Source organism: Rhizobium sp. BK275 (assembly GCF_014193555.1).
GTDB lineage: Bacteria > Pseudomonadota > Alphaproteobacteria > Rhizobiales > Rhizobiaceae > Rhizobium.
Map to the genome: position 1 here is coordinate 39,824 of NZ_JACHZL010000007.1, position 22,340 is coordinate 62,163.

Consider the following 22,340-nt stretch of genomic DNA (forward strand, 5'->3'; position numbering starts at 1 on the left):
CGGATTGACTCTCTGATTCTATCTACCTACTAGTAGGATGGCAAACCAAGGAGCCTATCATGCAGAATCAATCTTCCCCGCAATCGAGCTGGTTGCGATCCTATTATTTCGTTCGCGCGCTGTTTTCGATCGGCTGGATCATCGCCGCCATTCTCGTCAGCGGGCAATCGGCGCTCGCCTTCGTACTGCTCGTCATCTATCCGGCCTGGGATGCGGTGGCGAACCTCGTGGATGCCAGGGTCAACGGCGGGCTGAAGGCGAACCCTGCCCAGTCTCTCAACGTCGCCGTCAGCACGATCACGACGCTTGCCGTCATCATCGCCGTCCTGAACAGCACCTATGCCGTGCTTGCCGTCTTCGGCGTCTGGGCGATCCTCTCCGGCCTCCTGCAGCTTTCGGCTGCCGTTCGCCGCTGGCGTATTTACGGCGCGCAATGGGTGATGGTGCTCAGCGGCGCACAATCGGCGCTCGCCGGCGCTTTCATGATCAGCAAGTCATTCGCAGCCGTGCCGCCGAGCATTCTCGACATCGCGCCCTATGCGGGGTTCGGCGCGTTCTATTTCCTGCTGTCGGCCGTGTGGATGACGGTTGCGGCCTATCGGAAGGCGGCTGTGCAGGGGTGAAAGGGACGCAGTCCGGCACCATGCAGGAACATTCCCCATCGAGATGTGTTCGACATGCAGCGCAAATCGTGAAGGGAGGGAATGCGGATGCCAGTCGCCAAGGCGCAGATGACGATCCGAAAGCCGGTCACAGAGGTTTTCCGGTCGCTGATCGATCCTGCAGTCACGTCTCATTTCTGGTTTTCCCGCGGTGCCGGACCGTTGGAAGCAGGGAAGAAAATCCGATGGGATTGGGAGATGTACGGCGTACATACAATCGCCGACGTAAAGGAAATCGAGCAGAACAAGCGAATCCTGATCGAGTGGAATGGGCCTGAGAACCCGAGTTTCGTCGAATGGACGTTTGAGGCCAAAGGCAATGGCCAAACCTTTGTAACCGTTAAAAACTGGGGTTTTTCCGGCGGAGTGGACGAGGCGATAAATTCCACCGAAGGGTTCACATATCTCCTGGCAGCCATGAAGTTCTACCTTGAGCACGGCATCGAGCCCAATCTCGTCATGGACTACGCGCCGGACGCGCGCGTGGTCCCGAAAGCTTAGCCGGGTTGCATTGCTCACTTCGGCAATGATCGTTGTTTCCTTGCGAAACGGGTGAAGCCGACGCGGTCAGGCAAGAAGCTGGTTATTGAAGTGGTGGATGCCTGACCGCTTGGATTCGTCCGCCGGCGCTCGGCGAGCGGTTTTTGCGCAGCGGCGTCGAGGGTGAGGAAAAACCCGCTGGGCTGCGCCATCGAGCATGCATTGCTCGGCAGCGTGGAGGCGGCGCTCGACGATGCCGAGGCCTTGCTCGTTTCCCGGCTGTCGAAGACGAACCTTGCCGATATTCTCAAGCGGATTCCGAAGCCGGTGCCGATCGCAGGGATCGGGATTTGAGTGATACCGGGTACTTTGGGCGATAACGCCGCAGGTTTGTCTCGCCTTGGATGCGGTCCAATGCTATCGCTACAGGAACAGGAAACAGGGCAAGACATCAATGGATCTGGCAATTCCCAGTGCAACCAATCTCAGCCTGTTCGTCAGCGCCACGCTGGTGCTGCTTCTCGTGCCGGGACCGGCCGTCCTTTACATCTTCGCGCGCTCGGTCGAGCAGGGCCGTTCTGCTGGCCTCGTGTCGATCCTCGGCATCCACACCGCTACACTTGTTCATGTCGTCGCCGCTGCCGTGGGGCTGTCGGCGCTCCTGGCGTCGTCCGCGCTCGCCTTCAGCGTCGTGAAGTATGCCGGCGCGGCCTACCTGATTTGGCTTGGCGTCAAGAAGCTCTTCGGCCCGTCGGACATGTCCGACGTCGAGAGTGATTTAGCAGCGCGGAGCCGCATGCGCCTCTTTCGTGAGGGCTTCATAGTCAACCTCCTCAATCCGAAGACAGCGCTGTTCTTTCTTGCCTTCCTGCCGCAGTTCGTTGAGATCGACCGTGGCCATGTGGCAGCGCAGGTCGCTTTTCTCGGGATTCTCTATACAGCGATTGGCGTTCTGACTGACGGCAGCTATGCACTTGTCGCGGGTACGGCCGGCAATTGGCTGAAGCGCAGTCCCGTCTATCTCAAGACTGAACGTTGGGTCAGCGGTTTCGTCTATATCGGCCTTGGCTTGACGGCCGCTTTTGCGGGCAATCAGAAGAAATAGGCCGGCATGACTTTCCCGGAAGTCGCCCTAAACGGCTCGCCGTTCGCCTTTATAGGCTCGCGGCCTAGTGTTGCGTCACCCATCCAGCCTTGTCGCGATCGTCCGCACCCGCCATCCATACGAGGATCCCATCATGAGCACTATCGAAGCCGTCGCCGAAGAGGCCAAGGGCTGGCGCCGTCATATTCATCAGAATCCGGAACTGCTCTTCGATCTGCCGGAGACGGCGGCTTTCGTGGCGGGCAAGCTTGCCGAATTCGGCTGCGAGAATATTACCACGGGGCTTGCCAAGACCGGCGTCGTTGCCGTCATCGAGGGCAGCAGAGGCCCCGGCAAGACGATTGCGCTTCGCTGCGACATGGATGCGCTGCCGATGTCGGAGCAGACCAATCTTCCCTATGCCTCCAGAAATGCCAACCGCATGCATGCCTGCGGCCATGACGGGCACACCGCCATGCTGCTTGCCACCGCCAGGTGCCTTGTCGAAGACAGGGATTTCGCCGGCAAGGTCGTGCTGATCTTCCAGCCTGCGGAGGAGGGCGGCGGCGGAGCGCGGGTGATGATCGAGGAGGGGCTGCTGGAGCGTTTCGGCATCGACGAGGTCTACGGCATGCATAACGAGCCGGGCCTGGAGATCGGTTCCTTTGCCACGCGCGCAGGCCCCTTCATGGCGGGCGCCGACCGTTTCGTCATCACCATCAACGGCAAGGGCGGGCATGCGGCCTCGCCGAACATGACGCGCGATCCTGTTCTCGTCAGCGCCCATATGGTCACGGCGCTGCAATCGATCGCATCGCGCTTCACCGATCCCTTTGACCCCGTCGTCGTCTCCATCACCTTCTCGGAAGCCGGCAACGACAAGGCGCTTAACGTCATTCCCGCCTCCGTGCGCCTCGGCGGCACGATCCGCACCATGCAGCCGGAAACGAGAAAGGCCGTCGAGCAGCGGTTCCGCGAGATCGTGCATGGCACGGCGAAGCTCTTTGAGACGGAAGCAGAGATCGACTGGCGGCCAGGCTATCCGGTCACGGTCAACGATGCTGGCAGGACGTCGGCGATCGTTGCGGCGGCTCGGCGCGTTGCCGGCGAGGGGCGGGTGGATGCGGCTTACGAGCCGTCGATGGGGGCGGAGGATTTCTCCTACATGCTGGAAAAGCGGCCCGGCGCGATGATCCTGATCGGCAACGGGGACAGCGCGGGTCTGCACCATCCGGCCTATGATTTCAACGACAAGGCGATTGCACATGTGGTGCGCTATTGGCTGTCGCTGGTCGGGCAGGAGCTTGGAGGGAAGTAGGAATGTTGGAGAGGTAGTGCCGTGGGGCACCCTCCAGCATCGATGGTTGCCACCACCCCTACGCAGCCTGAACGCTCTTCACCACGCCCGTCCTGTCGATGACGCAGGCGAACTTGCGGCCGGAGGCATCGAGATCGACGCTGAAGCCGCCGGCTTCGACCGGGCGCGAGCCTGTCGGCAGGACTTTTGCCCTGTCGAGGCCGGCCTGTTTGGCGGCGGCATCGGCGCAGAGCAGCTGCAGGTCGGCGGGGGCGGTCTCGACCGCCGTGCGCGACATCTGGTCTGGCGGCGGGGCGGACTGGCAGGCGGCGAGTGCTGCGATCGAGCAAAGGAGCAGGGCCGGAAGCGGCCGGCTCTTCAAGGACATGTGCATATCTTTCCCCCGTTTCAGACGCCCTTATAGAGGGCCGCGCCCTGCATCAGCACGATGACCTTCGCGCCGACCTTTATGCGCGAGTGCAGGTCGATGATGTCGTCATTGTTCAAGCGAATGCAGCCCGAGGACACGTCGAGGCCGATCGACCAGGATTCCGGCGTGCCATGGATGCGGTAGATCGTGTCGGCATCGCCCGCATAGAGATAGAGCGCGCGGGCGCCGAGCGGATTGTCGGGGCCGCCGGGCTGTCCGGCTGCCCATTTGGCGGCATTCGGGTCGCGGGCCACCATTTCGGCGGGCGGGGTCCAGGTCGGCCATTCGGCCGTGCGCCCCACGCGCACGATGCCGGCCCAGCCGAAACCTTCGCGCCCGACCCCGATGCCGTAGCGGATCGCCTGGCCTCCGGGCTGCACCAGATAGAGGAAATGCTGGTTGCCGTCGATGATGATCGTGCCCGGCTCTTCCGCCGTGCGGAAGGTCACGACCTGCCGGCGGAAGGCATCCGGAACCTGCTTGTTGCGGGCGAAATATTTGCGTGCCGTGTTCTTGTCGTAATCGACCCACTTCCTGGTCTTCGGATCGTAGATCTGCGTGCCGGCCGCAAGGGCGACATAGGCGGCGAGGGTCAGCACCAAGGTGGCGAGGGCGGCTTTCTGTAGGATCCGGCTCATGGCTTTGCCCACCCTTCAATGCGGGCGGCGTTCCCGGCCACCCATTTTTCCGCATAGTCGGCAGGCGGTTGGCGCTCCACCTGCAGCGCGTAGGTCATGGCAGTCACTTCCTCGGGCGTCAGATCGACCTTCTCCAGAAAGGCGGCGATGTCAGCATGTTTCTGACCGAAGGAGGCCGACCAGGCGATGTGGAATTCGGAGGGCGGCCAGGCGGTATCCGCCTTCGAATGCTCGATCCACAGGGGATCGCTGCCGGGCGCGATCTTCCATTTTGCGGGATCGTAGGCCGGCTCCTTCAGCCGCGTCACCTTGTGCAGTTCGAAGACATTGTGCGGCGCGTAGCAGGCAAAGACCATCGGCCGGCTGGTGGCGACGGCCGCATCGACGGCGGCCATGCCGACATCCTCTTCCGTCTCCACGAGGGCTAGATTTTTGGCGTAGCCGTAGCTCAAGGCGCGGATGCGCTCGACGCTCGCCGAGGTCCAGGTGGCAGCGCCGATCCAGAGCTCGCCGCGGCCATCGCCATCGGTGTCGAGCAGCGCACCTTTTTGCGGGTCGGACAGGTCCTTGATGCTCTTGATGCCGGCCTTTTCCGCGTCTTCGGTGGCGCAGAGGCCCTGCCAGGCGGGAACGGCGCGTTTTGCCAGCACCACCGCCTTCTTCGCATCGACATATTTTTCGATCGCCGCATCGAGGTTCGGCCGCCAGACCTCCGGATGGATATCGAGTTCACCGGTTTCGAGCGCGGCGAAGGCATTGAGTTCTCCCATTTCGCGCAGGCCGGCCTCGAGGCCGAATGTCTTGCCGATCGCGACCTTGAGGATATTGGCGGTTGCCTGGCCGGACGGCCAGTTCGGCACGGCGATGACGAGATCGGCGGCCTGGACGTTGCCAGGGGAAACCGATGCGATGAGAAGCGACACGGTCGCGGCAAGTATGGCCGCCCGCCGCTTGAACTGCGGCGGGCCGGCGGGTGTGTGCTTCGTCTGTCTCAGCCCATCCCCCTTAGTCTGTCCCACAGAATCCCCTCCGTTTCCGATCCCCAATACCGTCGAGGAACCGTGCGCCGGAACCTGACGGCTCGCGTCATGCATGAGGCTCCGGCGCATACGCGAGACCGAATGGCCGGCAGGCTCTCAATGCCTGCGCCCTATATTGCCTGAAGTCCTAAACACACGACGCGCCTGCCGGGGAAGTACGTTACCGTAAATGCCGCCGTAAATTCGTAAGGCGAATGGCGAAGCGGGAGGGGGGTGCAGCTAGGGTTCGGCGGCGGTTCAACGGTGGGAAATCGAGCAGCCTGCAGGGCGCGCATTCGGTCAGGTTCAGAAAGGAATGTGGTAATATATTGCCGCTCTCCGACCCGCGATGTGCCGCGCGGCACATCCCATCCTCGTCACTTCTGCCCCACCCGAAAAACCAGACTTGCCCCGAATCCGCGAATAAGGTTTCGTGGCCTCCTTTTCACCAGGACCCCAGTACGCCCATGTTTTTCTTCGCCAAGATTTTCTGGATCGTTTCCCAGCCGGTGACGATCTGCTTCCTTCTGATGGCGCTCAGCGTGCTCCTGATGCTCTTTTCCTTCCGGCGGCTCGCCATCGCCGCCGGGCTGGTGTCGCTCGCGCTCGTCTTCGTGAGTTTCTACACCACATCGGGCGCGCTGATCGTGCAGGAGCTCGAAGACCGCTTTCCGCGGCCGGCCGCACCCGCCGATGCCGCCTGCGTCATCGTGCTCGGCGGCGGCATCCCGACGTTGGTCGATGGGGCGCGGGGCGGTTACGATCTCGATGACGGCGGCGATCGTTATATCGAGACGGTGCGGCTTGCGGGGCTCTATCCCAATGCGAAGATCATCATGTCCGGCGGCGATGGCAGCCTCGAAGGTGTCGCCATGACGGAGGCGGATGTCATCCGCCGGATGTTCAATGATTTCCATATCGATCCAAACAGGGTCGAATATGACGCGGAGTCGCGCGATACCTATGAAAACGCCACAAATGTCCGGGCGATCCTGCAGCGGCTGAACCTCACCCACTGCCTGCTCGTGACCTCGGGTTTCCATATGCCGCGCGCCGTGGCGATCTTCCGCAATCTCGGCATGGACGTCACCCCCTGGGTCGCCGATTACCGCACGACCGGGAAGGAGGGCCTGAAAGTGACGGTCGCCTATCCGCTCATCAATGCCGGGCTTCTGAGCACTGGCGTGCGGGAATGGATCGGCATCGTCGCCTATTATTTCGCCGGGCGCGTTGCGACCCTTTATCCGCAGTGAGCATGCAGGCTGAAGGGATCCCTGAAAAACTTGTGCCGCCCGCCGGCGGTCCGCTTTTGCTCGCATCGGAACATAGCTATATGTTTGCGCTGACACAGCGGGTTTTCGGTGCCGGGGAGTTCGATTGAGAATATTGATCATCAGCCGCAAGGCGGAAGAGGTCCGGCGGAGCTTCCAGACCCGGCAAATGGCGGCACTCGGCCTGTCCTTCGAATTTTTGGACGCGTTCGAAGCTGCCGATCTCACGGCCGAGGAATGCCAGACGGCAGCCAGCAACTGGCCGAGCCCGACGCGGCGGCAGGACATTGCCTGCTTCCTGTCGCACCGCAAGGCCTGGCAGGCGGTGATGGCGCATGGCGCGAAGATGCTCATCCTCGAAGACGATGCGGTGCTGTCAGACGATATCGCGGTCGTCCTCGCCAATATCGAAGCCCGCAATGATGCCTGGAACAGCGTCTACGACCTCGAATTCGCGCCGCGGCGTCATATCCTCGATCGCAAGCCCGCCTGGCAGGACGCGGCCGGCCGTTTTGGCGCGACCCGCGTCTATCAGAACCGGGTGGGGCTCGCGGGCTATATCATCGGCCCCGAGGCTGCAAAACGCATGCTTGCGGAAACCACGACCTATTCGCTGATCGATGCGCATTTCTGGCATCGCTCCTGGCTTGCCGCCTACCAGATCGAGCCGGCGCCGGTCATCCAGCAGCGGTTTCTGGAGGATGAGGCCGAAAGCGCCGACTTCGTGCGCCCGGAAAAGGATCTGGTCTTCCTGCCGCTCAGCAAGGTGCGCAAGCTCGCGCGGCGGCTAGAGCTCGAAAGCATCAAGGCGAGAAACCTCGTCGTCGGCCTGTTCGTGGGGCAGAAGAGGGATGTTCGCGTCGATCGGTCGAGGTTCAAGGCCGGGGTGGTGAAATCCGTTTGACGCTGTGCCGTCTCCAATCTTTACCATCGCCTTCTCTCAGATATCCCGCGAGCAGGGAGCGACCCTCTATCGCTCCTATCCTCACGGTTGTATAATTCCGCAGATAAACGAGTGTGGTGTGTTCGAAACCCGTTATCCAAGGGGAGGATGCCTTGTCCAGATCATCGTTGTTTCTGTCACTGGCGCTGGCTGTCGGCCTGTCGGTCCCATCAATATCCGTGCCGACCGAGGCAAGCGCGCAGGCCCAGATCTCCATCAGCGTCGGCACCAATCTCAACAGCGGCAGAGGGATTACCTGCAGTCAGGGCGAGAGGCTGATCCGCAGCCGTGGTTTCAGGGACGTCAGGCGGATCGACTGCCGTGGTCGTTTCTTCGTTTATCACGCCCGGAGAGGCAACCGCCAGTTTGAGATTTCCATACGGCAGCGCGATGGCCGCGTTGTGGACATGCGCCGCATCGGCGGAAGGCGATAGTGCCGGGAAGGGGGCCGAAGGACGGCCGAGACCCTTGCCCCGCCCCCGTAACGACCCATCTCCCTGACGGTCACAACCGGGAACGCGATCCATGCCAACACAGATCCTCTTCATCCAGGGCGCCGGCGAAACCACCCACGACGAGTGGGACAACAAGCTCGTCGACAGTCTCGCCCGGGAACTCGGCGAGGCCTGGACCATCAACTACCCCCGCATGCCCGATGAAGCGGACCCGCATTATCAGGCCTGGAAAGCCGCTTTGCTGAAGGAGTTCGAAACCCTCGAAGACGGCGCGATCCTGATCGGCCATTCCTTCGGCGGCACGGTGCTTCTCCACACGCTTGCCGAGGCGTGGCCGGCATTCGAGCCCGGCGCCGTCATCCTCATCGCGCCGCCCTTCATGGGCGAGGGCGGATGGGAGAGCGATGAGATCGGCGGGCACGACGACTTTTCAGAGAGCCTGCCGGAGGGGCTGCCCGTGCTCATCTATCACGGCAGCGATGATGACACCGTGCCCTTTGCGCATATCGAGGCTTACGCCAGGGCGATCCCGGATGCCGTCCTCTGCTCGCTGCCGGGGCGCGATCACCAGCTTGACAATGATCTCGCCGACATCGCCAAGGATATACGTTCGCTGGCCGTATAGGCCGGCAGGCCCGCCCATTCCATCACTCAACCATTGGCATCGCATCCTCCTGCATCCTCATCCGCGAGGAGCGCATCCATCAGGAGGTCATCGGCCGATGAACATCTTCAGCCTGCGGTTCGATTTCGACGAGCTCGTCATCCCCATCCTTGGCCGGAACGACAATGGCCTGCTGCTCTATGGCTCAGCCGAGCTCTCGGGCGATCATGAAGGGTTCAGCGTCGAGTCCATCCAGCTCGACGGGGGCACCATGCTGCGCCCGGCCGGCAATGCCGAACCCGGGCGGCCGGCGCCCTTTGCCGACGAACTCTTCCGCCGCATCGCCGCCGTTATCGAAAACGACAAGACGGTGCCCGGACGCCACGCGGCGATGGAATGGGCTGAACTCGTGGAGCGCCACAGCGAGGCGGCCTGAGCGTTGTGTGCCGGTGCTAAGGTTCCTGAAAAAGTCTCGCCGATATGGATCGTGATCGAAGATAGGAATAATTTCCTTGATTGTTGTCGGCGTTGGCAGATACAACCTTATGACGGCAGCGATATCCAGAGAGGGAGTTTTGCATGCAGGCCTGCCCGCTCCAACGGAGCGACGATACGGAACTCGTCCTGCTCTGCAGCGAGCTGCACGAAGCGGCAATGTTTGCGGAACTGCGGCTGAAAGCGATGCCCGACTATGCCGATACCGTGGAGGAAACGGCTGCCATCGAGGCGATCCTGCAGCCGGGTGAGGTGATCGCCGACCAGATGCTGTCTCTGCAGGCGGCGACATCGGATGGGGTGGAAGCCCGGCTGCGTGCGACGCTCTGGAAGCGTGGCGAATATATCGGAACCTATCTGGGTGAAGGATGAGTCCGGAATCCCGGTCAGGTTAGGGTGAGGGGACCAACACTCTCGAACCCCCAAAACAAAAACGGCGCCCCTTGCGGAGCGCCGTCGCCTGCTTAACGCAGAAAGACCTGAATCAGATCAGAAGGCCTGGATATTGACGGCCTTCGGGCCTTTGCCCATGCGATCCGGCTCGGTGTCGAAAGAAACCTGCTGGCCCTCGCGCAGCGACTGGATGCCGGAAGCCTGGAGAGCGGAGATGTGGACGAAAACGTCCTTGGCGCCGCCTTCCGGCGTGATGAAACCAAAACCCTTGTCCTGGTTGAAGAATTTTACGGTGCCCTTGGTGGCCATAGGGATAGTCCTTTTTCCCATGTCTGGTTAGTTTATCCGCACCCCCGGCGGTGGGGAGGCGGACGGCTTTAGCTTTCGCGTATCGGCCCTGGAAGCCGGACGCGAAGGGTCAGTCGAGACGTCACGTACGGGGAAAGAACATCTACGCGCATGGGTGTCACCCATGCCGCCTTGCCGGAATTGGCGCTCCGGCGCGGCATTACCACTTCAGTCCAGTCACCGGCATGCGAAATGCCCGAGTGTCGCAGTTCGTGCCAGCATTTCGGGCAAAAAGCAAGCGGCAATATTGTGGCATGGTTTTTTGCGTTGCGGGAAATGGTGACGATTCAAATGGTTGGCGGAGCGTTAGCATATGCTGATGCACGTGTTTCATTGTGGGATACGACCGGATTGCAACCTGAGGGCGGTTGGCTGCCAACTTCCGGATGACGGGCTTTCCAGGCCAGTGCATTTTACCGCGAGCCGCAATGCACAAGGCCGAGGACGAGCAACGGAAATCGAACCCGTTAACTCTTCACCTGTGGGAAAATCCGCCGCGTTCCACAATTTCGTCCCGAGCTGCCGCAATTATGGCAGGGTGTTTCGGGGCTTGATGCGGTGGCCGCCTGCGGTTAGGTCTCGGAGGGACGAAGCAGTGAATGAAGGAAGTGCCGGCGTGATCGATCCCTATGCCATGCTCGGACTGGAGCGCGACGCCACCGGCGAGGCGATCAAGCTTGCCTGGCGCAAGGCGGCCAAGGGCGCGCATCCGGATGCCGGCGGCGATTCCGATCATTTCAATCGGCTGCAGATCGCCTACGAGCTCTTGCAGGACCCGGTGCGCCGGCGCGTCTACGACGATACCGGCTACGATCCGCAGCTTGCCGACCCCAAAGATCTAGAAGGCGTGCTGATGCTGGAATCGCTGGTCAACGAGGTGATCCTCGACGAGCGCGAACCCGGCAGCTTCGACCCTGTCGCCGCCATGCGCCGCAAACTTTCCGACGATATCGTCAAGAGCCGCTTCCATATCCTGGAGCTCGAACGCCACCGCGCCCGCGTGCGCAAACACATAGACCGCCTCGGCCGGCGGCCGGAAACCGACGTGCTCGGCTCCATGATGCGTGCCCGCAGCGAAGCCATCGCCGACGCCATCCGCAAGACGGAAAAGCAGATCGCGACGATCGAGCATACCTATACGATGCTCGAAGGGTATTCGTATGAGGTAGAGATTCCGGGGCCGGTGGAAGAGGTGGAGCTGGTGGATGTGGCGGAGCCGCAGCGCGGGGAGGCTGCGGAGTAGGGGGTGGCCCTCATTCCATGTCCTCGTGCAAGATAGGGTGACGTTGTGCTCGTGGCTCCCTCATCCGGCCCCGGCAATCCGTCAGTAAAGCGTCCTCTTGTATGCATCCTCGAGATCTTCATCCATTCTGCGCTGCTCATCCTTGTCATCAGGCGCGCCTGATGTTTCGTCCAGAATGATCTTCACGAGCGAGGGCATATCCGTGCGATCCTGGTGGTGCTCGGGGCTCCACAGGTGAGAGCGCCGGAATGCCTTGGCGCAATGCATGAAGACCTCGTCCACCGTGACCACGATTGCGAGTTTGGGACGGCGATCGTTGACGCTCATGCTCTCCAGAAGGTCGGGATCCCTTGTCAGAACGGCGCGTCCGTTCACGCGCAATGTGTCGTCGAAACCCGGGATCATGAACAGCAGTCCGACACTCGGATTGGCGAGAATATTGACCAATGTATCGAGGCGGTTGTTGCCGGGCCGGTCCGGTATCGCCAGCGTTCGCTCATCGAGGATTTTGACGAAGCCGACAGGGTCGCCACGCGGGCTGACATCAGCCTTGCCGTCAGGATTCTGCGTGCCGATGCACAGAAAGGGCGAGCGCCGGATGAACTCCTGCGCGTGTATGCCGAGGGTGCCCCGACACTTCTGTATGGCCAGGGCATGCGTCGCCTCGAACAGGCTTCGAAGAGATTGCTCATCGGCTATGGCAAATTCCGGATTGAACTCGAACGCCATCGTTATATTCCCCCCTCGAAATCAAAATGATGTACGTACATCAGATTTGATATCGTAAATTGTCGTTGCAATCAAGTTGGATCGACCTTGCGGAGGTTGGCCGCTCGCGGCGGGTGGCCGAAGCATGAAGTGGAGTTCCGGGCTGGCTCCCAAAGAAAAAAGCCCGGTGGGGTTTCCGGGCTTGAGATCAAATGATGGGTGTGGCGGCTCGTTTCCGCCCCACCTCCTTACGCGACCTTCTCCTCCTCCGACGCGTGCAATTCCGCTAATGTAGCGTGATTGAAACCTGCCGCCCAGCTCGCGCAGGAATTGAGCAGGGGAAAAACTGTGGAAATCGCCGGGGAACAATCGCCATCGTCAGCGGTTCCCTAGGAATCGACCACTGATCTATCTGGGAGAACACCCATGCGCATGAAAATTGTCGCAGCCTCTCTGCTCGCCCTCGGCATGGCCACATCCGCCTTCGCCCAATCCAACCCGGCCCCGACCGGCACCACGATCGACAGAAGCACCGTCGATTCCGGCGGCGGCGCCGGCACGAAGAAGCCAAGAGTGATGGACAAGACCACGACCGGCAGCACGAAGATGGGCGGAGCCATGAAGATGAAGAAGGCCGACTGCAACGGCAACGAAGCCGCCAGCAGCACCGGCACCGGCAACCTGCAGACCCAGGGCGGCACCAGCAACGCCACCCCGATGGATGAAGCCTGCGCGGCGCATAATAATTGATTGCGGCGTGGGGTGAGAGGATGCCCGGTCGTGGTGTGGCCGGGCGTATTTGCAATGCTCAATCGCTTTCGGGTGCTCAAGGAAATAGAGAGGATGAAGGCGAGGGCATGCCGTGGGGCACCCCCCTCCCGTTTTTACTCCTCACCCCATCAACAACAGATCCGGACGTGCCCACCCGGCATAAGATACGGGGGACAGTGGCAACCCACAAATATCCAGCTATGCTCATCCCAACACCAAAACAGCCCCGGGGAGCACACCGCGCGTGCCGCATATCTACATCGTCACCGATTGCGAATTCGACGGCCCCATACCGGGCACCCACTCGATGCTGTCCTTCGGCTCCGTTGCCGTCTCCGAGACCGGCCAGATGCTCGGCGAGTTCGAGGCCGTGCTGCAGCCGCTGGAGGGGGCCGGGCAGGACCCCGTGACCATGGCATTCTGGCAGGCCCATCCGCAGGCCTTCGCGGCGGCGACCGCCAATCCCGAGCCGGCTGCCGAGGTCGTGGCGCGCTTCACCGCCTGGGTGAAATCCTTCCGCGCCGAGCCGATCTTCGCCGCCCATCCCGTCGCGCTCGACGGCCCCTGGATCGATCATTACCTGAAGCGCTTCACCGGCCGGCCGCTGTTCCAAGGGCCTTGGATCGCCGATCGGCTGTTCCGGCATCCGCCGCTCTGCATCCTGTCGATGGTGGCGGGTGTGACGGGCCGCAGCCCGTGGGAATGCGATATCGCCCATTATCCGCGCGAATGGCTCGGCAATATCGAGCACACGCACCGCGCCATCGACGATGCGCGCGGCTATGCCAACCTGCTGCATTTCCTGCTGACGAGGCGCGAACCCGGCGGCGGTTACCGGCCGCTTCTGTCGTAAGGTAAGGGCGAGGGCATTTCGGTTTTTCTGCTGACAGGAAAATGCTCTATCCCGCTGTTTTCACGTCATTCCAGGCGCAAGACTGCTTCTGCGGAATTGCTCAGCCAAGCCGTATCAGCCCCGCCTCGGTTGGCCTGAAGCCGCAGGCGCGGTAAAAGCCCTCAAGATGCGGCTCGAAATCGACATGCAGACATTTCGCCCCGCGCTCACGGGCGATCCGCACCGCCTCCTTCACCAGGGCGGTCGCAATGCCCTGCCGGCGCAGATCCGGATGCACCGAGGTATCGAGGATGAAGGCATGGATGCCGCCATCCCAGGCGACATTGACGAAGCCGATCAGCCGCCCCTCGTGATAGGCGCCGAGATGGGCAAGGCTGCGCGGCAGGATGCGGGCGAAATCCGGCGGCTCGGATGTGCCCCAGGCGGCGGCCCAGAGCGCGGCGAATTCGTCGGGCGAGGGGAAGGGGTCGATGCGGATGTCTGGCATGGAGCGGTGTCCGGTCTGGTCGGGCGTTTCTGTCCATGCAAAGTGACAGAAAATGCAGCCGCGGGCACGCTCTGCAGAATACGATCCAATGAGTCGCTTGCGCTGGAGGACGTATTCTTGCTCCGAATTGCTGATGATGTCTTGCCGCAGCCTTTCAGGGAGAAAGGCAGCGGCAAGAGTGCAGAAATCACGTCAGGCTCGCCCGAGGGCCGGTTTCCGGTTTGGGCCGGTCACCGGCTCGCTGGCAAGACCTTCCGCTTCGGTCAGTAGCATTTCCGTTTATCTTTGAATCACGAAAATGCTCTGTATCCTAGTTTTTACGCAATTCCGGACGCAAAACCGCTGCGCACTTTTGCTGGAATTGCTCTAGTAGCATACTTCGCCTCTGATTGTACGCCCGTCAGGCGCTGCCATCCACTGCCACTGGCAGCGGTCGTAGTCGTCATTGCTGCCGAACAGAAGGGCTTCGCGATCTCTGAACCGTCCATCGAAGTGGTCGCGGCCGAAGTGGTCGTGACCGAAAAACCCCCCGCCGCGATTTTCGGCGAAGTGGCCCATTCCCATTCCTCCAAAGTGCTCGCCTCCCATGTGCTCGCCTCCTCCGCCATGGCTCTCGCCCCCGTGACCTCCTCCGCCATGCGCCAGCGCGGGCGTTACTGTTGCAATGGAGCCAACTGCGAGGGTCAGAGAGACAAGACCCGTTACTGCGATCTTACGAAGCATAGACATGGTAGTTTTCCTATAAGACGGCTCTGTGTAGCCGCCATCAGGATATGTTCATCGAATCTGGTGAATGCCTGCCACAATTGAGGGATTCTGCTCACTTCTTGTCACATCTGCTCACCGCAATCGGAGCGGCCGTGATTGGCGGGGATGAATGGTGGAGCGGCTGTCATAGCTGGTCCCGGTCGTCATCTGTCCGCGCAGGAAGTGAGTTTTCGGCTTCTTCGATTGGATCAGCACCTTTGTTGAAACTGGGGCCGTCAGCCCCAACAGCAGCGCCGGCCTCCAGCTTCTCACGATCTCGCCGATGACAACAAGGCTATCCGGCCTGCCTTCCTCCACACGCCGGCCTGCCGCGTCGCGATAGCCGCCCGTGCGGGAGGAATGCCCCGCCTGCATCATCGTCGCCTCCCGTTCCGCACGCACCGCGCCCGCCGGCGCCTTGGCGAGAAGCTGCGACAGCTGCCGCATCGCATCCATCAGTCGTGTCGGCCGCCACGGTGTCGCCCCAGGGTGTGGCTGTGTGCCCGCGAAGGTGGGGCAGGGTGGAGGGCAATGAGGGGTGGGTGGGGCTGCGTTGAGGGGGCGTGAATGAAGGGAATCGCGAGACCTTTGTGTCAAAGGTACGAGCGGCCGAAGGCGAAATCAGCATGCGGGCTCCTTCTGGCAAACCGGCCTGAGTGCGCGAGGTGCTTCGCGACATGTAATGAGCAGCAAAACTGCAAGTTCCCTCCAATGCATGCCGTTTCTACGGTCGGCATTTACTTTTCTTTCGGAAAATGTGCCGACAACCTTTCCTAACGCACAACAGCGGCCCGATATCCCATTGCGACGGTAGTTTGATTTCCGGGCGGTAGTTTTGGCCCTTTCCTTTTCCCCGACCTTCAAACTCTCGGGCGAGCAGATTTGCGCCATGGACCTTCGCCCCTGCAAGTTATGGTTGAAGCCAAAAAGTAGGTTGGAAATCAATTTAAGGTACTTGCATTGGGTTGTTATACAACTATTAACTATCAAAGGTTAGCGATGCATATCCCCAGTGTAGAATCAGAAATGCACATGCCGAGAATAGACGCTAAGATAGGTGAAGTAGTTGATCTATTTTGTGGAGTCGGGGCGTTAAGTCACGGCCTAAAGAAGGCCGGCTTCGATATTAAAGCGGGCTATGACACTGACCGCAGATGTAAATACGCATTTGAGAAAAATAATAACTCAAAGTTTTATGCGCGTGATGTTGCCAAGCTGACAGCTGACGAAATTAGGGGGCATTTTTCCGGCACAGCCCCGTCAGTCTTGGCAGGCTGTGCGCCATGTCAGCCGTTTTCAACTTATAAGCAACGTTATGACGAAGATCCAAGGTGGGACCTGGTAAATTCCTTCGCGCTCTTGGCGGCCGAAGTGCAATCGGATTTCGTCACGATGGAGAACGTACCGTCATTGCTTAAGTATAAAGACGGCGCGGTCTTTAATGGGTTCAAGAAGATTCTGATCGCAGCGGGATATAATATTAAGTGGACCGTCGCGAAATGCGAAGAGTTTGGGGTGCCGCAAAGAAGAAGAAGACTAGTAGTGCTGGCAGCGAAAAACAACATCCCGAACGACCTGGCTCCAACTCATGATCGACCTGTCTCAGTTTACGAGGCAATTAATAATCTTCCTGCGATTGCTGCGGGAGAATCCAGTCCAAATGATAGATTGCACACAGCCGCCTCTCTCTCCGACTTGAATATTGAGCGGATTAGAGCGTCCAAACCGGGCGGGACTTGGCGCGATTGGCCTTTTCACCTTCGCGCTAAATGCCATCAGAAGTCCACCGGTAAGACATATCCGGGCGTCTACGCCCGAATGTCTTGGAACGAGCCTTCACCGACTATGACAACGCAATGTTATGGTTACGGAAACGGTCGATTTGGTCATCCCGAACAGGATCGAGCTATTTCACTTCGCGAAGCAGCGCTTATCCAGACCTTCCCGGAAAACTATGAATTTCTCCCAGAAAATAGAGCGATTTCATTCAGCGAAGTTGGGCGCTGGATTGGGAATGCCGTACCGGTCGCGCTCGCTGAGGCGGTAGGACGATCAATCTCGGCATCCATCACGGAGGGGAACGATGCCAAGCAACGACGAACATAAGCCATTTCGGTTTGAGATTTCTCTTAGTGTTTTAAACCACCTGGGAAGAAATCTGTATCGAAACTTTATTACGGTGCTTGGCGAAGCGGTGTCCAACTCGTGGGATGCGGATGCGAAAAACGTTTGGATCAATATCGATCGTGCAAGAAGCACCTTTTCGATCAAAGACGATGGCGTTGGAATGGACTACGAGGATTTTCAGGAGAAGTTCCTTAAGATAGGATATTCCAAGCGGAAGGACGGGCTAAGGGCTACAGAACGAGATAGGCCGTTTATTGGAGCGAAGGGAATCGGTAAACTCGCATTGCTGTCTTGTGCTCAGCGAGTTTCAATCTATTCAAAGACGGAGGGGCAAGACTATGTCGGTGGTGTCATTGACAATAGTGGTCTTGACGCGGCTATCAAAAGTGACAATACAGCCGACCAATACTCTCTTGAAGAGCTTGATCTGGATAAAATTGCCAAGCTCGCGAAGGAGCATGAGCACGGGACAATAATCGTCTTCGATGGTCTAAAAGACAGTCTCAAAAGCTCGTCACAGCATCTGAGAAAAATGCTCGCGCTAAGTTTCAAGTTTGCGCTGATTGATGAGGAGTTCACGCTTTACGTGGATGGCGACCCGGTCACCGAAAAGGATTTGCAAGGGCTCGCCGACGCTACTGAATTCTTGTGGAGTATTAACGGCTACGAAGATCCTTTCACTACGTCACTGGTGAAATTGAAGGCTGAGAAGATAGAAGTTACTACGGCGCTAAGTGTGACCGGATTCATAGCTACCGTGGAAAAGCCCTCGAAGCTAAAAATAACGGGGACTGAAGAACGCGCGACCATAGACTTATTTGTTAATGGACGACTGCGGGAAAAGAACGTTATTAGACACATTCCGACCCAAAGAATTGTCGAAAATTACTTGTACGGCCAGATACACTTCGACATGCTTGACCGAGACGGAGTGGACCCTTTCACGAGTAGTCGCGAGGGTATCGTAGAAGATGATGCTCAATTTCGAGCGCTTATGGACTACTTAAAACGGGAGCTAATGCCTGCGGTAATAGATCAATGGGATTCACTTCGTCTTGACCGTGGCGACGAAGGCGACGATGAAAATCCCCGTAAATCGAGGAAAGAGCGAAAAGCTAGAGATCTTTACGCGCTTTCAAAGGAGGACTACCAGCCTGAATCCGGCAGAGAGAATAAGGATCAGGTAGAAGAATGGCTTCAAGATCTTCAGTCGGACGCGGCATTTAATATTCAAGCCTACGTCGATTGTTTTCTGTCGGAGAACTTGATTAGAAAGTATATAAATGATCGAGGTATTTTTTTACAGACAAGTGTTTCGAATTTAGCTGCGCAGTGGAAGCAACGGGAGGACGAGGCCAAGGGAAAGGCGAATATCAGCTTTTCTATTAGAAAAGCTGATAGCGAATTATTTTATTTGGATATGGATTCTCTTGCTGTTACTGCGGAAGGTTCGAAAACTACAAACGGCAATCCATCTCTTTGGACCGATGCCATAAGATATAAGCCGACCAGAAATGCCGTAGGCCATACAGGTTTGCTTTCTCAAACAGCGAAGAGTGATTTGAACATCACTCATGAGAATATCAAGGCGAGAATTCGCAAACTTCTTTCCGCAAAAAAGCCATGACGTGCGATGATGGTGCTAACGTTCTCGGGATTTTTGAATTGGTTGAAACAATCTGGAATCCGGTCTGCTAAACGTAAGTTTCCGAGATGAAGCATAGGGAATATCTGACAGCGTTAATATAGATGACAGATTTTAAGCGCTCAGTTCTTATGTCTAGAGTTCGCCAGAAAGACACAGGGCCTGAGCTAGTCTTGCGGAAGTATCTTCATGCAGCGGGCTTAAGGTATGTGCTGCATAATCGAAGTCTTCCAGGCACTCCCGATCTAATTTTCCCTAGATTTAAGGCCGTGATTTTCGTTCATGGATGCTTCTGGCATGCACATGGCTGCAGGCGTGCGACAATTCCTGCATCAAGGCAGGATTTTTGGACTTCCAAGTTTCTGAGGAACAAGTTCCGCGACGTTGAGGATATTAACAGCCTTCAGAATTTAGGTTGGAGAGTATGTATAGTTTGGGAGTGCGCATTAAAAGGAAAATCGAAGGTTAATCCTGATTTACTTGTATCGGATATTGTCGGTTGGCTAAAGCAAGACGTTAGGTTTTTACAGGTTGAAGGGCGCCGATCTCATTGATTATCGAAGGCGCGGATTAGGATTTCTCACTGAAATCCAGGAGTCGACCAGTAATATTTAACGCCCCGGCCGCCCGGTCTTACCCTTCGTCCGCCCCTTGCGCTTCTGCTCGCCCGGATCCTCGTAGCTCCCGACACCCGTCTTGCCGCGCACCAGCGGCCGCACATCGTCGCGCTCCCGCTGGCCTTCCAGCAGCGGCGAAAACCGGTTCGTACCCTTGGCGGCATCCGGCTTTTCCGGCACATGCCCGGTCACCGGCTTCTCCGTCCGCCCCACTGTCATCTCATCCAGCGTATTCCTGCGGAAGAGGCTCTTGCTGTCAGCGGGGGTGGTGGGGTCGTGGCCCATTTCGTCGAGGTGCGGTTTGGCGAAGTAGGAGGGTGTGGCCCCCTCGTCCGCCCTGGCGGGCACCTTCTCCCCGGCGGGGAGAAGGGACTCGCGGGTCGCTTTGGCGTTTCGTCTGATGCCTTCCATCGATTTGGCTTCCTCGCGCGCCAGCGGGTCGTCCATGGCGGCGAGTTCCACCGCCTTGAGGCGTTTGATTTCGTCGCGCAGGCGGGCGGCCTTTTCGAAGTCGAGGTCGGCGGCGGCGTCGCGCATGCTCTTTTCCAGCGCGTTGAGATGGGCCTGCAGGTTGTTGCCCACGAGGTTGCCGCCATCGGCAAAACCCTTGCCGGAGGCGCCGGAGATATCGGCGCGGACGTGGTCGCGCTCGTAGACCGAGTCGAGGATATCGGAGATTTTGGCCTTGACGCTTTCGGGCGTGATGCCGTGCTCCGTGTTATAGGCCATCTGCTTTTCGCGGCGGCGGGCCGTCTCGTCCATGGCGCGCTGCATGGAGCCGGTGATGTTGTCGGCGTAGAGGATGACCTTGCCGTCGACGTTTCGCGCCGCGCGGCCGATCGTCTGGATCAGCGAGGTTTCGGAGCGCAGGAAGCCTTCCTTGTCGGCATCGAGAATGGCGACGAAGCCGCATTCCGGGATATCCAGGCCCTCGCGCAGCAGGTTGATGCCGACGAGCACGTCGAAGGCACCGAGGCGAAGATCGCGGATGATCTCGATGCGCTCCAGCGTGTCGATATCGGAGTGCATGTAGCGCACGCGCACGCCCTGTTCATGCAGATATTCGGTGAGGTCCTCGGCCATGCGCTTGGTCAGCACGGTGCAGAGGGTGCGATAGCCCTTGGCGGCCGTCTCGCGGATTTCGCCGAGCACGTCGTCCACCTGGCTGCGGGCGGAGCGCACTTCGACGGGCGGATCGATGAGGCCGGTGGGGCGGATGACCTGTTCGGCGAAGACGCCGCCAGCCTGTTCCATTTCCCAGCCGCCGGGGGTCGCCGAGACGGCGATCGTATCCGGGCGCATGGCGTCCCATTCCTCGAAGCGCAGCGGGCGGTTATCCATGCAGGAGGGCAGGCGGAAGCCGTATTCGGCCAGCGTCGCCTTGCGCCGGAAGTCGCCCCGGTACATGCCGCCGATCTGCGGGATGGTGACATGGCTTTCGTCGATGAAGACGATGGCGTTATCAGGGACATATTCGAACAGCGTCGGCGGCGGGTCGCCGGGGTCGCGGCCGGTGAGATAGCGCGAATAGTTCTCGATGCCCTGGCAGGAGCCGGTGGCTTCCAGCATCTCGATATCGTAGCGGGTGCGCTGCTCCAGGCGCTGTGCCTCGAGCAGGCGGCCGGCCTTTTCCAGCTCCGCCAGCCGGCCCTTCAGCTCTTCCTTGATGGATTTGATCGCGGCGTTCAGCGTCGGGCGCGGCGTGACATAGTGCGAGTTGGCGTAGATTTTTACCGATTTCAGGTCGCCGGTCTTCTGGCCGGTCAGCGGGTCGAATTCGGTGATGGCGTCGATCTCGTCGCCGAACATGGAGATGCGCCAGGCGGCATCCTCAAGGTGGGCCGGGAAGATTTCGATCGTGTCGCCGCGCACGCGGAAGGAGCCGCGCGTGAAATCCATGTCGCGGCGCTTGTATTGCTGGGCCACGAGATCGGCCAGCAGCTGGCGCTGGTCCAGCCGGTCGCCGACATTCATCTGGAAGGTCATCGCCGTATAGGTTTCGACCGAGCCGATACCGTAGATGCAGGAGACGGAGGCGACGATGATGCAATCGTCGCGTTCGAGCAGCGAGCGCGTCGCCGAGTGGCGCATGCGGTCGATCTGCTCGTTGATGGAGCTTTCCTTCTCGATATAGGTGTCGGAGCGCGGCACATAGGCTTCCGGCTGGTAATAATCGTAGTAGGAAACGAAATATTCCACCGCATTGTCGGGGAAGAAATTCTTGAATTCGGAATAAAGCTGGGCGGCCAGCGTCTTGTTCGGCGCCAGGATGAGGGCCGGACGCTGCGTTTCCTCGATCACCTTGGCCATGGTGAAGGTCTTGCCCGAACCGGTGACGCCGAGCAGGACCTGGCTGCGCTCGCCGGTCTCCAGCCCGCCCACGAGATCGCGGATCGCCGTCGGCTGGTCGCCGGCCGGCTGGTATTCGGAGTTCATGCGGATGGTGATGCCGCCTTCGGATTTATCCGGCCGGGCAGGGCGGTGCGGCGTCCAGATCTTGCCGTTCTTGTGCAGCGGGTTGCCGCTCTCGATCAGCTTCGACAGCGCTTCGACCGTGGCGGTGACGCCGCCTTGCGCCAGATTACCGGCATCCTCGAGCGAGATATCGAGACCGGCGACCGGGTTCAGGCCGGCGGCCGCGCGCGTCTTCGGGTCGCTGGACCCGCCGATGGAGACGCCGCGCGCCGTCTTGCTCACCGTCGCCTTCTTGTTGACGCTCACAGCTTCGGTGTGCTTGCGCGCCTCGTTCTCCACCTTCTTGCGGTGCTTGCCCGCCTTGGAGGCGATTTCGCGCTGGCTTTCGATGCCGGCGGACTCCGCATCCGCCTCGAGCTGCTTCACCCAGTCTGCCACCGAGCCGGACAGGGGAGCGCCTTCGAAAGACGATTGGGGGGCTTCCTCGAAGCCGGTCGAGGCGGGAGATTTCTTCGGAGATTTTGCCATGGGCGGAATATGGCGGGAGTCACCGCGAATTGGAAGGGGTGGAGAGTACAAAAGGGAAACGAATGAATCGTTCGGATTTT

General features: G+C 59.6%; 27 protein-coding genes. 18 read left to right on the plus strand and 9 right to left on the minus strand.

Annotated elements, in window-relative coordinates:
- The first annotated feature begins 59 nt into the window (after positions 1-59).
- From FHT82_RS21345 to FHT82_RS21365, 5 genes are all read left to right on the plus strand, one after another.
- Positions 60-623, plus strand: coding sequence for a DUF308 domain-containing protein (locus FHT82_RS21345; RefSeq protein ID WP_183734689.1), 564 nt, complete (start codon positions 60-62; stop codon positions 621-623).
- A gap of 87 nt (positions 624-710) precedes the next feature.
- On the plus strand, positions 711-1,163 hold the full coding sequence (locus FHT82_RS21350) for an SRPBCC family protein (RefSeq protein ID WP_246698192.1): 453 nt from the start codon (positions 711-713) through the stop codon (positions 1,161-1,163).
- A 162-nt stretch (positions 1,164-1,325) separates the two neighbouring features.
- Entirely contained in the window at positions 1,326-1,496 is a 171-nt protein-coding gene (locus tag FHT82_RS21355; RefSeq protein WP_183734691.1) for a hypothetical protein, read from the plus strand.
- Between the two features lie 100 nt (positions 1,497-1,596).
- Positions 1,597-2,247 (plus strand): LysE family translocator, encoded by a 651-nt coding sequence (locus FHT82_RS21360; RefSeq protein ID WP_183734692.1) that lies wholly within the window; start codon positions 1,597-1,599, stop codon positions 2,245-2,247.
- 133 nt (positions 2,248-2,380) lie between these two features.
- Entirely contained in the window at positions 2,381-3,544 is a 1,164-nt protein-coding gene (locus tag FHT82_RS21365; protein ID WP_183734693.1) for a M20 aminoacylase family protein, read from the plus strand.
- 58 nt (positions 3,545-3,602) lie between these two features.
- Here FHT82_RS21365 and FHT82_RS21370 read toward each other — a convergent pair whose 3' ends face one another.
- Genes FHT82_RS21370 through FHT82_RS21380 form a run of 3 tightly spaced genes read right to left on the minus strand, consistent with a single transcriptional unit; the run spans position 3,603 to position 5,529 of the window.
- The gene (locus FHT82_RS21370; RefSeq protein ID WP_348647641.1) at positions 3,603-3,911 is read right to left on the minus strand and encodes a hypothetical protein; all 309 of its coding nucleotides are present in this window, start codon (positions 3,909-3,911) and stop codon (positions 3,603-3,605) included.
- Between the two features lie 20 nt (positions 3,912-3,931).
- Entirely contained in the window at positions 3,932-4,591 is a 660-nt protein-coding gene (locus FHT82_RS21375) for a L,D-transpeptidase (RefSeq protein WP_183734695.1), read from the minus strand.
- Positions 4,588-5,529: a glycine betaine ABC transporter substrate-binding protein gene (locus tag FHT82_RS21380; RefSeq protein WP_348647652.1), complete on the minus strand. Its 942-nt coding sequence runs from the start codon at positions 5,527-5,529 to the stop codon at positions 4,588-4,590. The genes FHT82_RS21375 and FHT82_RS21380 overlap by 4 nt, the downstream gene beginning before the upstream one ends.
- 548 nt (positions 5,530-6,077) lie before the next feature.
- Here FHT82_RS21380 and FHT82_RS21385 point away from each other — a divergent pair.
- The 6 genes from FHT82_RS21385 to FHT82_RS21410 all read left to right on the plus strand — a co-directional run bounded on the left by FHT82_RS21385 (position 6,078) and on the right by FHT82_RS21410 (position 9,750).
- On the plus strand, positions 6,078-6,863 hold the full coding sequence (locus FHT82_RS21385; RefSeq protein ID WP_183734697.1) for a YdcF family protein: 786 nt from the start codon (positions 6,078-6,080) through the stop codon (positions 6,861-6,863).
- A 124-nt stretch (positions 6,864-6,987) separates the two neighbouring features.
- The gene (locus tag FHT82_RS21390) at positions 6,988-7,785 is read left to right on the plus strand and encodes a glycosyltransferase family 25 protein (protein WP_183734698.1); all 798 of its coding nucleotides are present in this window, start codon (positions 6,988-6,990) and stop codon (positions 7,783-7,785) included.
- Between the two features lie 152 nt (positions 7,786-7,937).
- Positions 7,938-8,258 (plus strand): hypothetical protein, encoded by a 321-nt coding sequence (locus FHT82_RS21395; RefSeq protein ID WP_183734699.1) that lies wholly within the window; start codon positions 7,938-7,940, stop codon positions 8,256-8,258.
- Between the two features lie 91 nt (positions 8,259-8,349).
- A complete protein-coding gene (locus FHT82_RS21400; protein ID WP_183734700.1) occupies positions 8,350-8,904 on the plus strand; it encodes an alpha/beta fold hydrolase in 555 nt (184 codons plus the stop codon).
- A gap of 97 nt (positions 8,905-9,001) precedes the next feature.
- Positions 9,002-9,319, plus strand: coding sequence for a hypothetical protein (locus FHT82_RS21405; protein WP_183734701.1), 318 nt, complete (start codon positions 9,002-9,004; stop codon positions 9,317-9,319).
- 143 nt (positions 9,320-9,462) lie between these two features.
- Complete coding sequence (locus FHT82_RS21410; protein ID WP_183734702.1) at positions 9,463-9,750, plus strand: hypothetical protein; 288 nt, start codon at positions 9,463-9,465, stop codon at positions 9,748-9,750.
- Between the two features lie 117 nt (positions 9,751-9,867).
- Here FHT82_RS21410 and FHT82_RS21415 read toward each other — a convergent pair whose 3' ends face one another.
- Positions 9,868-10,080, minus strand: a complete 213-nt coding sequence (locus FHT82_RS21415; protein ID WP_007818490.1) for a cold-shock protein — start codon at positions 10,078-10,080, stop codon at positions 9,868-9,870.
- Between the two features lie 150 nt (positions 10,081-10,230).
- Between FHT82_RS21415 and FHT82_RS21420 the strand changes: the two genes are divergently transcribed.
- Both FHT82_RS21420 and FHT82_RS21425 read left to right on the plus strand, forming a co-directional pair.
- Complete coding sequence (locus tag FHT82_RS21420) at positions 10,231-10,509, plus strand: hypothetical protein (protein ID WP_183734703.1); 279 nt, start codon at positions 10,231-10,233, stop codon at positions 10,507-10,509.
- Positions 10,510-10,753: 244 nt separating this feature from the next.
- Entirely contained in the window at positions 10,754-11,362 is a 609-nt protein-coding gene (locus FHT82_RS21425; RefSeq protein WP_183735078.1) for a J domain-containing protein, read from the plus strand.
- 81 nt (positions 11,363-11,443) lie between these two features.
- On the opposite strand, the gene FHT82_RS21430 is transcribed toward FHT82_RS21425, so the two are convergent.
- On the minus strand, positions 11,444-12,091 hold the full coding sequence (locus FHT82_RS21430) for a pyridoxamine 5'-phosphate oxidase family protein (protein WP_183734704.1): 648 nt from the start codon (positions 12,089-12,091) through the stop codon (positions 11,444-11,446).
- A gap of 405 nt (positions 12,092-12,496) precedes the next feature.
- Here FHT82_RS21430 and FHT82_RS21435 point away from each other — a divergent pair, with 405 nt between their 5' ends.
- On the plus strand, positions 12,497-12,820 hold the full coding sequence (locus FHT82_RS21435; RefSeq protein ID WP_183734705.1) for a hypothetical protein: 324 nt from the start codon (positions 12,497-12,499) through the stop codon (positions 12,818-12,820).
- 265 nt (positions 12,821-13,085) lie between these two features.
- Positions 13,086-13,694, plus strand: a complete 609-nt coding sequence (locus FHT82_RS21440) for an exonuclease domain-containing protein (RefSeq protein WP_183734706.1) — start codon at positions 13,086-13,088, stop codon at positions 13,692-13,694.
- A 100-nt stretch (positions 13,695-13,794) separates the two neighbouring features.
- Here the strand turns inward: FHT82_RS21440 and FHT82_RS21445 are convergent, their stop codons facing one another.
- The 3 genes from FHT82_RS21445 to FHT82_RS21455 all read right to left on the minus strand — a co-directional run bounded on the left by FHT82_RS21445 (position 13,795) and on the right by FHT82_RS21455 (position 15,375).
- Positions 13,795-14,181, minus strand: coding sequence for a GNAT family N-acetyltransferase (locus tag FHT82_RS21445; RefSeq protein WP_183734707.1), 387 nt, complete (start codon positions 14,179-14,181; stop codon positions 13,795-13,797).
- Positions 14,182-14,547: 366 nt separating this feature from the next.
- Positions 14,548-14,910, minus strand: coding sequence for a hypothetical protein (locus FHT82_RS21450; RefSeq protein ID WP_183734708.1), 363 nt, complete (start codon positions 14,908-14,910; stop codon positions 14,548-14,550).
- Positions 14,911-15,021: 111 nt separating this feature from the next.
- On the minus strand, positions 15,022-15,375 hold the full coding sequence (locus tag FHT82_RS21455) for a hypothetical protein (RefSeq protein WP_183734709.1): 354 nt from the start codon (positions 15,373-15,375) through the stop codon (positions 15,022-15,024).
- A 585-nt stretch (positions 15,376-15,960) separates the two neighbouring features.
- Between FHT82_RS21455 and FHT82_RS21460 the strand changes: the two genes are divergently transcribed.
- From FHT82_RS21460 to FHT82_RS21470, 3 genes are all read left to right on the plus strand, one after another.
- Positions 15,961-17,034: a DNA cytosine methyltransferase gene (locus FHT82_RS21460; protein WP_183734710.1), complete on the plus strand. Its 1,074-nt coding sequence runs from the start codon at positions 15,961-15,963 to the stop codon at positions 17,032-17,034.
- Positions 17,012-18,682 carry an ATP-binding protein gene (locus tag FHT82_RS21465; protein WP_183734711.1) on the plus strand — a complete coding sequence of 557 codons (1,671 nt, stop codon included), beginning with the start codon at positions 17,012-17,014 and terminating at the stop codon, positions 18,680-18,682. The genes FHT82_RS21460 and FHT82_RS21465 overlap by 23 nt, the downstream gene beginning before the upstream one ends.
- A 122-nt stretch (positions 18,683-18,804) precedes the next feature.
- A complete protein-coding gene (locus FHT82_RS21470; protein ID WP_183734712.1) occupies positions 18,805-19,254 on the plus strand; it encodes a very short patch repair endonuclease in 450 nt (149 codons plus the stop codon).
- A gap of 57 nt (positions 19,255-19,311) precedes the next feature.
- Here the strand turns inward: FHT82_RS21470 and uvrB are convergent, their stop codons facing one another.
- A complete protein-coding gene (uvrB, locus tag FHT82_RS21475) occupies positions 19,312-22,260 on the minus strand; it encodes an excinuclease ABC subunit UvrB (RefSeq protein WP_183734713.1) in 2,949 nt (982 codons plus the stop codon).
- Positions 22,261-22,340 lie beyond the last annotated feature (80 nt).